An 11,955-nucleotide genomic window follows, 5' to 3' on the forward strand; every position below is an offset into this window, starting at 1 on the left:
TCAATACGATCCCCGATTATTTTTCTTCAACATGGATACTCCGCCGATAATCAGCGCGATTGCTACGGCCAGAACGATGATTCCGCTTAGGAACTTCAACAAGCTCAGCGCTCCGATTACAATCAGGATACCGCCGATCAGCTTCTTGTTATTGCGCCATCCGACAATCCCGAACCCGATTAGAATAAATGGCAGCAATGCTCCAAATATCGATCCTACATGGATATTGAATATTCTCAGAACGACCAGCGCGCCGATCAATACAAGCCCAGCGCCAAGTACTGTTTTTCCATTCATGTCCAAAATCCTCTCCTTCCCTCGATTAGAATTCACTCATTTTCGCTGTTGCCCTGGTTGATGTTGCTCTTGCTTATGTACTTAGTATATATCGTTCAACCCCTTGGCAAAACAGACTTTCGGCGGTTTTCGAACTGGACTTAGGTCGAGTCGCCTCCCCTCCTCCAGGGCCGGCATTGGGTATTCAGCCATTTTTTTCAGGTTAAAAACGCATTCATGGCTATGTTACGGTATACGTATCAACCAGGAGGTGCTGAATAATGAAACAAAACATATTCAAGAAAACACTGATTGCCGGCGTGCTAGCAACAGCATTATTATCGACTGGGGCGATCCCGCTTCCTACTGACGGACAAGCCTATGCGGCTTCCTCGACGTCAAGAGCGACAAAAATAGAGAATGTCATTAAAGTAGGCGCGAAGTATCTCGGAACGCCTTACGAATTCGGCTCCAATCGCAACACAACGACCACCTTCGACTGCTCGGATCTGATGAAATATATTTTCAAGAAAGGCGCCGGCAAGACGATCCCGGGATCGTCCCGAACGCAAGCAGCCTATGTGAAGAAGTATTCCACCGTGAAGACCAGCTGGTCCAGCTTGAAACGCGGCGATCTCGTATTCTTTATGTCCTATCACGGCTCGAAGAAATCCGATTACGCCAAGTATACGAAATCGAAGCAAAAAGTGACCCATGTCGCACTGTATCTTGGCAACGGCCGAATTCTGCAAACCTATTCCAATAAGAGCGGCGGCGTGCGCGCCGACTACGTGAAGGGCACGCAGTGGGAATACCGCATGCTCTTCGGCGGAAGCGTATTATAGGCTCCGTCGATAAGCTGCAGCAACGAGAACGGCGAAAGCGGCAGGCCTTTACCGGCCCGCCGCTTATTATTTCGCCCGATTCTTCATACGCAGGAACCCGTTGAATTGCCGCTGCTTCTCTGCCACGATACGCTCAATTCCCGCCTCCTTCAGCTTCTGAATATACTCCGGCAGCACATGCTCAATATCGACGGAGCCCGTATCGAGCGCGGTCAGATATTGACGGTCGACATTCACGACCGCGGCGACCTCGGACTTTACGGAGTTGCTGTCGAAGATAAAGCCGAGGCCGGGGGACACATGGGCATTTTCATTGAATTGCCTGAATTTCTCCCATTTGTCGCGTTCCTCGCTTTCCCACAAATAATTAAGAAACTGATTGCCAAACATCCAGTTCGCGCCTGGAAAATAATCCGCGGTGCGCTCCGTTTGACGGATAACCTCTTTGTCTACCTTCTCATAGTGCAAACCTTCAATGCCGTAATTCAGCAAATTGTTCAGCGTCTTGTCGGTATGCAGCAGATTTATGAATTGCATCGCCAGCTCGGGATGACGGGAGGTCGAGGATATGCCAAGCATCGCTCCAGCCGTTTCGGAGGTTGCGATCGTTTTCACATTAAGCTCCTTCTGATCAAGCTTGCCGATCAAGCCGGTCTGAACTGCGATTTCTTCTGCCTTCCCCGGCTTTAAGGAAGCGGTGATGGCGAACACCTCCCCCGCTTTGAGAGCATCTATATTCATCATTTGATTGGTGACCGCATCCCCATTGATATAACCCTTCTGGAAAAATTCCCGGGTAATCCTCAGCGTTTCCACATAGCGTTCATTCTCGTAAGTGGCGAGCACCTTGGTATCGTCCCCGTCTTTAAGAATAATGCCTGGAATAGACGTATCGCCCAAAGCGTCATAATTGCCGATATAATGGGCGTTGAAGGTTTCGCCTTGCTTCATATAGATGGGAAGCATGTCTGGCCGTTCTTGCTTCACCTTGGCAAATACAAGATCAAGATCTTCAATCGAATGAACCTGCGTCATATCGATGCCAAGCTCGGCAGCAACATCCGAACGGTATATAATGCCGCCCTGCGAAGCCAGCTCCTTGTTGGTGGGAACGCCATAATTGCCGCCATCGATCTGCGATCCCTCCAGGAATATCGGATTCAAGCTGTCCAATATGCCCTGACCATACTGCTTCAGCAGCCCGCTAAGCTCGACGAAGGCTCCTTTGGCTACATTAACGCCATGCTTGTTCCATTGCGCGGTGAACAAGATATCGATCTTCTCTCTGGAGGCAATCAGCAGATTTACGCGATCATCCCATTGCCCCCAATCGATTGGCATCAAATCAAGCCTTGCTTCAAGCTTTCCGGTCAAATAATTATTGATGGCGGCCTCCACAAGGGCTTCATCCTTCTGCTTCAATCCAGTATAAACAAGCTTCAGAGTGTAGACTTGATTAGCCGTGTCAAGGCCGGGATCCATGCTCTCCCGTTCTTCGGGCATTGTAGAAGCGCTTTCATTCGATCTCAGCCACGAGCAGCCGGCGGCAAGAAGACCGAGCGAAATCAAGATGATCAAGCTTAGGATTGTGATGAAGAGGGGACCTCCCCCGCGCTTCGAGGATCTGCATCGTCGCTTCATATACGCCTCCTTCAGCCTGCGACGCTCCTTGAAGCTTGCCAGGCGACAATTTCCCATTTCTTCCATTGTAGTTTATAGCTCCTGACTTGCAAAGCACAAAAAAGGTTATCCTGCCGGAGTTTCGGCAAGATAACCTTCTGCGCATGCGGACATTATTTATTTTTCAGAAATTCATCAAATTGCTTTTGCTTTTCTGCAATAACCTTGTCGATTCCCGCATCCTTTAATGCTTGCCGATATTCCTGCAGCCCCTTCTCCGTTTCGACGGAGCCGGTTTCCACGGCCTTCTGAAATTGTCTGATCACGTTCGCGAGTGCGCCTACCTCCGACTTAACCGGTTCGCTGTTGAACACAAAGCCTAGCGCTGGCGAAGAGATCGCATTTTCATTGAAGGCCCGGAATTGATCCCATTTGTCAGGAGCCTCGGAATCCCACACATAATTCAGGAACTGATTGCCGAACATCCATGCCGATCCAGGCGCGTAATCCGCCGTTTTGTCCGTAGGCGAGATTATTTCGCCGTTGCGCGTATAATGGACATTTTCGATGCCGAAATTAAGAAGATTATTGATTTCCTTATCCGTGTGCAGCAGATTAATGAACATCATTGAGCGGTCCGGATCCTTGGAGGTGGAGGAGATGCCCAGCATCGAGCCTGCCGTTTCCGAGGTTGCTACCGTTTTCTCTGTCATTATAGTTTGCGCTGTCTTGCCCGGAATGCCCGCCGCGCTGGCAATTTCCGCATCCTTGCCCGGCTTCATCGGCTCAACCGTCGAGAAGACCTTTCCTGCCGTCCAGGCATCCGCTGACGCCACCTGAGTCGTTGCGGCATCCGCATTAATATAGCCCTTCTTGTAGAAATCACGAGCGAGCTTAAGAAATTCCATGTAACGCTCCGTATCCTCTACCGGCTGCACCTTTGTACTGTCTCCATCCTTCAGCAGAGCTCCGGGAATCGTCGCATCCCCGAGAAAGTCGTAATTGCCGAAATAATGCGCATTGAATACCGCACCGGTCGTATAGAGCGGCGTGAGATCCGGTCTCTCCTTCTTGACGATCGCATAGACCGCATCCAGATCCTTCGGCTCCTTCACCTTGCTCATATCGATGCCGAGCTCATCCGCCACATCCTTGCGATAGACGATGCCTCCTGCCGAAGCAAGCTCCTTGTTGGTCGGCACGCCATAGTTTTTCCCATTGATTTTTGCGCCTTCGAGAAAGGCCGGATCAAGCGTCCCCGTAATGCCTTGCCCGTATTTTGCAATGAGATCGTCAAGCTCAATGAATGCGCCCTTTGTCACATTATTCGCATGGCCATTCCATTGCGCCGTGAAATAGATATCCACCACGTCGCGACCGGCAATCATCAAATTGATTTTGTCATCCCAAGCGCCCCAATCAATCGGCATCAAATCAATCGTTGCGTTGATCTTTTCCATTAGCAGCTTATTGAGCGCCTCCTCAACCACCGCTTCATCCTTCTGCGGCGTCCCAGGGTAGACAAGCGTAATCACATGCGGCTTTAGCTTGGAGACATCAATCGCGCTTCCCTTCAAATCATCCTTCCCGTTTCCGTTCGAGCATGCCGATGCAACAAGCGCTGCGATCATCGTGAACAGGAATAACGTTAACCATTTTGATCTTCTCTTCATCCTGAATAGACCTCCCTAATCGAATGGAATGAATGCTATGCTTGACTAGCCATGCTAGCGAAAGCCGGAAGTAAACTCCCCTAACCCTTTACAGCGCCAACCGTTAACCCTCTTACAAAATATTTCTGAAAGAACGGATAGGCGAATATAATCGGTCCGATTCCGACGATAACCATCGCCATCCTTACCGTCTCGCTTGGAAACCGGAAGCTGCCTCCCGCCGCTTGAATGGCTGCGGCTGCCGTTGTGTTATTGGCGAGAAATTGAATATTGAGCATCGTCTTGTACATCAAATATTGAACCGTAATATTCGCGTCCTTCGTAATGAACACAAGACTTAGAAACCAATCATTCCAGTACGTAAGCGTCTGGAACAACGCAACCGTAGCCAGCACCGGCAAGGAAAGCGGAAGCACGATTCGCATGAAAATCATCAGCTCGCCCGCCCCGTCGATCTTGGCGGATTCCAGAACGGCGCTTGGTATCGTGGTCATGAAGAACGTCCTCATGATCAAGACGAAGAATGCCGAGATGATAAGCGGGATGATCAAAGCCCAGATCGAATCCTTCAGATCCAGCATTTGAACGTAGACAAGATACCAGGGCACCAGACCGCCGCCGAACAGCATGGTGAAGAAGACAAAGAAGGTGAAAGGTTTGGCGTGGGGAAAGTCGCTTCTTGAGATGGGATAGGCGTATAGGGCCATAACAATTAAGCTTAATAAAGTCCCGACTACGGTAACAAAAATCGATATCCCGTAAGAACGGAAGATTTGGGTCGCATCCTTGAACAGAAACAGATATGCGCCAAGATCATAGCTGGAGGGGAAGAACTGATAGCCCTCGCGAATGACTGCCGATTCATCGCTGATGGACACCATAATAATAAGAAAAAGCGGAATGATGCAGAGCAGGGAGTAGAGAATGAAGAAGAAGTGAATGCCGAAAGCTGATGGCCTTGACAATTGATTTTTGGGATTCGAGCCGCTTGCCGATTTTGATGCCGTCTCCATAAGATCATCTCCTCAGAATAATGCATTGTCCTTATTGATTCGCCTCACGACCCAATTGGATAAGAAGACCAGCGTGAAGCCGATGACGGACTGCAGAAGACCCGCAGCCGAGGACAGCCCGATATCGCCCACCGTCAGGAAGGTGCGATAGACATAGGTATCGATGACATTCGTCACCGGGAACAAGACGCCGGATTCTCGAGGTACCTGGAAGAAGAGACCGAAATCGGCATTGAAGATTCGTCCGATTTGCAGCAAAGTCATGATGACAATAACCGGCATAATGAGCGGAATTGTAATTCGGGTCATTTGCCTCCATTTCGATGCGCCGTCAATCGTCGCCGCCTCGTAATACTCATCGTCAATGCCGATAATGGCCGCCATGTAGATGACCGTGTAGTAGCCAACCCATTTCCAGGTATTGACGAGCAGCAGCACATAAGGCCAAACCTCTTTCGTGAAATACCATTTGACGGGGGCTATATTCAGTATGGGCAGCAGCTCATTGTTCAAATAGCCATGCTCATCGCTCATGAAGGCAAACACAAGATAGCTGACAACCACCATGGAAAGGAAGTAAGGCAGGAACATGACCGTCTGATGCAGCTTCGCCATGTACCGATTTTTCATTTCATTGAGCATAAGCGCAAATGCTAGCGGAACGATCATATTCAATAGGATGAAGCTTCCATTATAGAGAAGCGTATTTCTTGTAATGATCCATGCATCCTTCGTTTTGAATAGATATTCGAAGTTTCGCAGACCGCTCCAGGGACTTCCGAGAATTCCGTCTGTGTAGTTGATATTCTTGAATGCAATCATGATTCCGAACATTGGAATATAATTATTGACAATCAGAATGGCGATTGCCGGAAGCATCATCAGATAGAACATCCAATATTTTCGGAACACGCTTCGTGTGAATGGCAAAACCACTTTTTGCTTCATAGCGGCAACAGCAGGAGTTGATTCTGTTTGCAGCTTTTCCATTTTTTCATCCTCCTTGCTGCTTTGGCTCTTTACTAATTCCATCATAAACAAAAAAAACACCGACAACTGTCGGTGTAATGACCCCATTAACGCCAGAATGACTTCATTCCGATTCTTTCGCCAAACCGCCGCTCTTGTTCAGCCTCTTGCGATAGTCCTGCGGTGTAACGCCTGTTGCCTTCTTAAAGATTTGCGAGAAATGCGAGAAGTTGGAATAACCGACAGCTATAGCAATATCGCTGATCTTCTTTTGCGTATGCGCCAGCTCTTCCTTGGCCTTGGCGATGCGCAGCTCCACCAGATAATCCGTTAAGGATTTCCCCGTCTCCTTCCGGAACAGCCGAGACAAATAAGCGGGGTTCAAATATACCGCCGAAGCCGCATCGTCACGTTTAAAATCGTCTTGAAGATGCGCCTTCATATAATGCTGCACCTTCTCCACCGTCTGCGATACAGCTCTGCCATTATGGCTTGAGTAGCCTGCAATAATATCGCAAATCTGATGAACCCAGGCCTGTAATCTTGGCAGAGACTTCATGGCCGTATGACCGCTCTCCCATTCATTCGCTTGAAAGAGCTCCGTGATCTTAAGCGAATGCTCCTCCAACCATTCGAACATCATGTTCATGAAGCCGAAATAGAAGGCTACGACCGTCGTGTAATCCGCCTTCCTCCTGAGCAGCTCCTCGAAGCATTGATCAATACGATAGGAAAGCTCCGTGCCTCTTCCCATTGTCAGCAATCGGCTCCAATCAGCGAAGGAGACCCCGCCATGAACCTTATCCAGCGTCGTGTGATGATACTCGGATGCATGCAGAACAGCGCCGCTCTCAATGACATTGTGCTTCTCTTGCATTAGCAAGTGATGAAAGCTTTCGCAGGCTTTGTCAACCGTTGCTTTTCCCCCTACATAGCATGAGAGCTGCACATGCAGATGCTGTCGGCATTGTTCAATGAAGGACTTGCAATCCTCTTCCATTTCGGATGGCGACCAAGCTTCCGCAGGCTCATAGAAAATAATATATATGATGCCGTTTGTTTCTTGCACGGCTGCTCCCGGATGCTTTTTTAGAATCAACTCCTCAGCTGCGTTTTTCACGCCGTAGGTCATAATTTCCTCATCTCTGGCCGACCATCCCTCCTTCCATTGCTCAATGCTGATTAAGATGAATTGAATAAAGCTGGAGCATGTCAGCGGTATTTCATAATTGGCAAGGACAGGATTTAGCTGCTGCGGTATAACGGACAGACGATAATGAAGCAGATCCTGCCAGAAGCGTTCAACCAATACGGGTCGTTGCTTTCTCCATAGCTCGGAATAGATAAGATACGTCGCTTGAATCTCTTGTTGCCTTTGCTGCTCCTCCGATTTCCGTATCGCCAAGGCAACAACTTCCTTCAGCCTTTCATGATCGATGGGCTTCAGCAAGTAATCAAAGCAACTAAGCTGCACCGCCTGCTGTGCATAATGAAACTCCGCATGTCCCGTCAGAAAGATGGTGACCGTGCCGCGACTCTTCTCACTAACCCATCTCAGCAGATCGATGCCATTCTCGCTTGGCATATCGATATCCGATAGCAGAATATCGATATGTTCCTTCTGGAAGATTTCCTTCGCTTCTTCCGCATCCAGCGCGCTCCATATATGCTCAAGAGGAAGATCTGACCAATCAATGCCTTCAATAATGCCTCTAATCGCAATTTCCTCATCATCAACGACAAGCAAGTTAAACATTCGGCGTATCTCCTTCCGCTTCAATTGGAATGAAGAGCGTCACCCTTGCTCCGCTAGCGCTCCCGTCCTCTTCCATGACATTGTCGAAAGCAATCTCGCATGTATCGCCATATAAGAGCGTCAGACGATCCATTACATTGACAATGCCCAGACTTGTGGAATTCGCTTGAATAGCCATGACATTTTGCCGCAGTGTTGACAGCACCTCTGCAGAGAAGCCTGCTCCGTTATCCTTCACGACTAATTTGAGATAAGTATGGTCACCTTCGTTCTCTACACGTTCAGCATTGATTTGGATGTGAAACAGCCTTCTTCGTATTTTGAAGCCATGGATAATCGCATTCTCGACAAAGGGCTGCAAAGTTAGAGCAGGAAGCGCGATTGAACGACATCTCTCATCCACATTCATCTCACAAACTAACAACCCTGGAAACCTCATTTTCTGAATCGTCATATAGTTCTCAATATGAGCAAGCTCTTCTCCGAGCAATATCGTATCCCGATTGATTCGCATGATGAATCGGAAATAGTCCGCCAAGTGAAGCGACATTTTCTTCACAGAATCCGTATCCTTCAACGCTGCCAGGTTATAGATGATGTTCAAGCTATTCATGTAAAAATGAGGGTTAATTTGAGCTTGAAGCTGACGAAGCTCGCCTTGCTTTACTCGAAGCTGCTCTTCATAAACATCAATCTTAAGCGTTTTGATTTGCTCGGCCATCTTATTGAAGGCCTCTCCCAGAAAAGTGAATTCCTTCGTCTTCCCCCTCTTCAACCTTACCTCCAGCATGCCTAGCGATATCTTCTTCATGCCAATGATGAGCTCCTGCAAAGGCTTGAGCAGCATTCTTCGAATAAAGAACAGATAAAGGCTTAATACGAGGAATATGCCTATCGGCGTAAATAAGGCTACATTTCGAAAGAAGGTCAGTTCCTTCAGCAAAGCATCCTCCGGAATCATAACCTGATACGCCACATTTACAATTCTGCTTGGACGATTCATGATGAGGTAAGATTCTTTCGTTGACTGATCCTTGTACGTTATATATGGCTTATTGGTGATTTGATTCTCGCTGTCTTTCAGTAATACGGGAGGCCGTTCTTCACTCATTAAGCCTTTCAACTGATTGCCGTCTCGCTGGAGAAGTCCGGCGTAGCCGATCTTGCCGTCGCTCCATTGCCTGGTGAGGAGATCATTCATATCTTTTATACGAATAATGGCACCTATATACAAGCCCTTTGTCACCTCAACGCTATTCATCAAAAAAAACATTCCGTCCATTCTCTGATCGAATCTGATCTCCCACTCGTTGAATTGTCTGCTGCTTTTCAATCTCTCGTCCATATGCGTTCGCACTAGCTCCATCGTAGTCGAATAATCGGTGTTAGCTCCTAGAATAATATCATCTGCTTGATAGACAAAGACACTGTCAATGACACTATAGACATCCGCATCCCGCTTAAGCTTTGTATCAATGCGAATTTTTGTAAGCGTATACATATCGCTGTTCAACGGAAATGACATCAGCATACCCACATCCACATCCAATATGGACATCTTAATTAAGTAATTCGAGATTTCATCCAGGTTCGTATCCGTTTGCTCTACGAAAATATCCAGCGTATTCCGATACGTCTCTGCAACCTTATCGCGAACAATTTCCCTCGCATAGAAATGATTAAAGATCATAAAGACGACCATAGGCAGCAGCACGGCCAAAAAACCAATAATCAAGATGGAACGAATCGAATAAGCCACCTTCAATGATTTAGCTCCCTATTCTCAGAATACCTGCTTCTTACCAGTTTACCATTAATGGATGAATGAGGAAATGAAAAAAACAAGCTTATGTCCAATGGTCTCCCACTAAACATAAGCTTATTTTTCTTTCATGAATGCTGGTGAAGGGACTTGAACCCCCACTCCGTCGCCGGAAGCGGATTTTGAGTCCGCCGCGTCTGCCATTCCGCCACACCAGCATATTCAATTATTCCCATTCTAATAGAATGGCGCGGCCTAAGAGATTCGAACTCCTGACCTTTTGATTCGTAGTCAAACGCTCTATCCAGCTGAGCTAAGGCCGCATACTATATACTTGTGGAGGCGCCACCCAGACTCGAACTGGGGATAGAGCTTTTGCAGAGCTCTGCCTTACCACTTGGCTATGGCGCCATCAAGCAAATAATGGAGCGGAAGACGGGAATCGAACCCGCGACCCTCGCCTTGGCAAGGCGATGCTCTACCGCTGAGCCACTTCCGCAATCAATGGCTGGGGATATAGGATTCGAACCTATGCATGACGGAGTCAAAGTCCGTTGCCTTACCGCTTGGCTAATCCCCAACGTATTACTTTGTTTGTATGATGTGTTATGGGGCGATCGATGGGACTTGAACCCACGAGTGCCGGAGCCACAATCCGGTGCGTTAACCCCTTCGCCACGACCGCCATGCAACATCATATATAAGATTGGCAGGGGCAGCAGGAATTGAACCCACACCAAAGGTTTTGGAGACCTTTGTTCTACCTTTAAACTATGCCCCTAGGTAATCTGGTGGAGGATGATGGATTTGAACCACCGAACCCGAAGGAAGAGATTTACAGTCTCCCGCGTTTGGCCACTTCGCTAATCCTCCATGTGGTGCCGGCGAGAGGACTTGAACCCCCAACCTACTGATTACAAGTCAGTTGCTCTACCAATTGAGCTACACCGGCATATTCAATTTCTTTAAAGATGGTGGCTCGGGACGGAATCGAACCGCCGACACGAGGATTTTCAGTCCTCTGCTCTACCGACTGAGCTACCGAGCCTTATGATGATGTAATGGCGGAGCTGACGGGATTCGAACCCGCGGTCTCCTGCGTGACAGGCAGGCATGTTAGGCCTCTACACCACAGCTCCACATCATATGTTCTCGGATTAGTCCGAAGGTAATTGGTTGCGGGGGCAGGATTTGAACCTGCGGCCTTCGGGTTATGAGCCCGACGAGCTACCGGGCTGCTCCACCCCGCGTCGTTAAGTAAATATGGTGGAGGATGACGGGATCGAACCGCCGACCCTCTGCTTGTAAGGCAGATGCTCTCCCAGCTGAGCTAATCCTCCATGCCTTGAGCGACTTTTATATCATATCACATTATGTATTATGATTTCAAGTCTTTTTTTGGTGACCCGTAGGGGATTCGAACCCCTGTTACCTCCGTGAAAGGGAGGTGTCTTAACCCCTTGACCAACGGGCCATACACATTAATGTTCATACTTCGTGATGAAAATTATGGCAGAGAGGAAGGGATTCGAACCCTCGAGACCCGGTTAGAGCCTACACGATTTCCAATCGTGCTCCTTCGACCACTCGGACACCTCTCTATATGGCTCCCCGAACAGGACTCGAACCTGTGACAACTCGATTAACAGTCGAGTGCTCTACCAACTGAGCTATCAGGGAATAGGCAGTTTTTCGCAGATTACGCTTTCTGATTAATATCAGAAAAGACTAAACCATGCAATTGAACTTCAAGACAAGGTTTGCGCCTTGAAAACTGGATACGAAAGTAATGCTGCTTGCTTTAGCTAATTTCCCGAATGGTTTCGGGGCCCCCGCAAAGGTTTCGGAATACTCCTCGAATCCTACGCTTCACTTTGTGGGGTACTTTTAGGATAAGCCCTCGACCGATTAGTATTCGTCAGCTCCACACGTTGCCGCGCTTCCACCCCGAACCTATCAACCTCGTCGTCTTCAAGGGGTCTTACATACTGGGAAATCTCATCTTGAGGGGGGCTTCACGCTTAGATGCTTTCAGCGCTTA

At 48.3% G+C, this 11,955-nt stretch carries 8 protein-coding genes, 16 tRNA genes and 1 rRNA gene; 1 reads left to right on the forward strand and 24 read right to left on the reverse strand.

Annotated elements, in window-relative coordinates; genetic code table 11:
- The gene (locus HFP08_RS13575) at nt 1-297 is read right to left on the reverse strand and encodes a LiaF transmembrane domain-containing protein (protein WP_168121122.1); all 297 of its coding nucleotides are present in this window, start codon (nt 295-297) and stop codon (nt 1-3) included.
- Between the two features lie 260 nt (nt 298-557).
- Here HFP08_RS13575 and HFP08_RS13580 point away from each other — a divergent pair, with 260 nt between their 5' ends.
- Nucleotides 558-1,121, forward strand: coding sequence for a C40 family peptidase (locus HFP08_RS13580; protein ID WP_168121123.1), 564 nt, complete (start codon nt 558-560; stop codon nt 1,119-1,121).
- Nucleotides 1,122-1,187: 66 nt separating this feature from the next.
- Here the strand turns inward: HFP08_RS13580 and HFP08_RS13585 are convergent, their stop codons facing one another.
- The 23 genes from HFP08_RS13585 to HFP08_RS13690 all read right to left on the reverse strand — a co-directional run.
- Complete coding sequence (locus HFP08_RS13585) at nt 1,188-2,828, reverse strand: ABC transporter substrate-binding protein (RefSeq protein WP_240941368.1); 1,641 nt, start codon at nt 2,826-2,828, stop codon at nt 1,188-1,190.
- 86 nt (nt 2,829-2,914) lie between these two features.
- Nucleotides 2,915-4,414, reverse strand: coding sequence for an ABC transporter substrate-binding protein (locus HFP08_RS13590; RefSeq protein WP_168121124.1), 1,500 nt, complete (start codon nt 4,412-4,414; stop codon nt 2,915-2,917).
- Between the two features lie 80 nt (nt 4,415-4,494).
- Entirely contained in the window at nt 4,495-5,427 is a 933-nt protein-coding gene (locus HFP08_RS29010) for a carbohydrate ABC transporter permease (protein WP_206109244.1), read from the reverse strand.
- Nucleotides 5,428-5,439: 12 nt separating this feature from the next.
- Nucleotides 5,440-6,375: an ABC transporter permease gene (locus HFP08_RS29015; protein WP_240941370.1), complete on the reverse strand. Its 936-nt coding sequence runs from the start codon at nt 6,373-6,375 to the stop codon at nt 5,440-5,442.
- Between the two features lie 145 nt (nt 6,376-6,520).
- Nucleotides 6,521-8,152: a helix-turn-helix domain-containing protein gene (locus HFP08_RS13600; RefSeq protein ID WP_168121125.1), complete on the reverse strand. Its 1,632-nt coding sequence runs from the start codon at nt 8,150-8,152 to the stop codon at nt 6,521-6,523.
- On the reverse strand, nt 8,145-9,911 hold the full coding sequence (locus HFP08_RS13605) for a sensor histidine kinase (RefSeq protein ID WP_240941373.1): 1,767 nt from the start codon (nt 9,909-9,911) through the stop codon (nt 8,145-8,147). Before HFP08_RS13605 ends, HFP08_RS13600 begins: the two co-directional genes overlap by 8 nt.
- A 138-nt stretch (nt 9,912-10,049) precedes the next feature.
- A tRNA-Leu gene (locus HFP08_RS13610) sits at nt 10,050-10,132 on the reverse strand.
- 28 nt (nt 10,133-10,160) lie between these two features.
- Nucleotides 10,161-10,237, reverse strand: a tRNA-Arg gene (locus HFP08_RS13615).
- Between the two features lie 14 nt (nt 10,238-10,251).
- Nucleotides 10,252-10,325, reverse strand: a tRNA-Cys gene (locus HFP08_RS13620).
- 13 nt (nt 10,326-10,338) lie between these two features.
- Nucleotides 10,339-10,413: transfer RNA gene (locus tag HFP08_RS13625), tRNA-Gly, on the reverse strand.
- Nucleotides 10,414-10,419: 6 nt separating this feature from the next.
- Nucleotides 10,420-10,494 (reverse strand) — tRNA-Gln (locus HFP08_RS13630).
- Nucleotides 10,495-10,523: 29 nt separating this feature from the next.
- Nucleotides 10,524-10,599: transfer RNA gene (locus tag HFP08_RS13635), tRNA-His, on the reverse strand.
- A gap of 22 nt (nt 10,600-10,621) precedes the next feature.
- A tRNA-Trp gene (locus HFP08_RS13640) sits at nt 10,622-10,695 on the reverse strand.
- Between the two features lie 8 nt (nt 10,696-10,703).
- A tRNA-Tyr gene (locus HFP08_RS13645) sits at nt 10,704-10,787 on the reverse strand.
- A gap of 3 nt (nt 10,788-10,790) precedes the next feature.
- Nucleotides 10,791-10,866: transfer RNA gene (locus HFP08_RS13650), tRNA-Thr, on the reverse strand.
- Nucleotides 10,867-10,886: 20 nt separating this feature from the next.
- Nucleotides 10,887-10,962, reverse strand: a tRNA-Phe gene (locus tag HFP08_RS13655).
- Nucleotides 10,963-10,976: 14 nt separating this feature from the next.
- Nucleotides 10,977-11,053, reverse strand: a tRNA-Asp gene (locus tag HFP08_RS13660).
- Between the two features lie 34 nt (nt 11,054-11,087).
- A tRNA-Met gene (locus tag HFP08_RS13665) sits at nt 11,088-11,164 on the reverse strand.
- A 14-nt stretch (nt 11,165-11,178) separates the two neighbouring features.
- Nucleotides 11,179-11,254 (reverse strand) — tRNA-Val (locus tag HFP08_RS13670).
- Between the two features lie 59 nt (nt 11,255-11,313).
- Nucleotides 11,314-11,388 (reverse strand) — tRNA-Glu (locus tag HFP08_RS13675).
- Between the two features lie 36 nt (nt 11,389-11,424).
- Nucleotides 11,425-11,515 (reverse strand) — tRNA-Ser (locus HFP08_RS13680).
- Nucleotides 11,516-11,518: 3 nt separating this feature from the next.
- A tRNA-Asn gene (locus tag HFP08_RS13685) sits at nt 11,519-11,594 on the reverse strand.
- A gap of 208 nt (nt 11,595-11,802) precedes the next feature.
- A 23S ribosomal RNA gene (locus HFP08_RS13690) occupies nt 11,803-11,955 on the reverse strand; the annotation flags it as partial.

Origin of the sequence: Paenibacillus sp. HB172176 (assembly GCF_011947265.1) — a bacterium.
In the GTDB taxonomy this organism is placed as follows: Bacteria; Bacillota; Bacilli; order Paenibacillales; family Paenibacillaceae; genus Pristimantibacillus.

What these genes read in the sequence shown, in the direction of transcription:
- HFP08_RS13585 (WP_240941368.1), bottom strand. Translation starts at nt 2,828, where the DNA reads ATGGAAGAAATGGGAAATTGTCGCCTGGCAAGCTTCAAGGAGCGTCGC.
- HFP08_RS29015 (WP_240941370.1), bottom strand. Translation starts at nt 6,375, where the DNA reads ATGAAGCAAAAAGTGGTTTTGCCATTCACACGAAGCGTGTTCCGAAAA.
- HFP08_RS29010 (WP_206109244.1), bottom strand. Translation starts at nt 5,427, where the DNA reads ATGGAGACGGCATCAAAATCGGCAAGCGGCTCGAATCCCAAAAATCAA.
- HFP08_RS13580 (WP_168121123.1), top strand. Translation starts at nt 558, where the DNA reads ATGAAACAAAACATATTCAAGAAAACACTGATTGCCGGCGTGCTAGCA.
- HFP08_RS13590 (WP_168121124.1), bottom strand. Translation starts at nt 4,414, where the DNA reads ATGAAGAGAAGATCAAAATGGTTAACGTTATTCCTGTTCACGATGATC.
- HFP08_RS13575 (WP_168121122.1), bottom strand. Translation starts at nt 297, where the DNA reads ATGAATGGAAAAACAGTACTTGGCGCTGGGCTTGTATTGATCGGCGCG.
- HFP08_RS13600 (WP_168121125.1), bottom strand. Translation starts at nt 8,152, where the DNA reads ATGTTTAACTTGCTTGTCGTTGATGATGAGGAAATTGCGATTAGAGGC.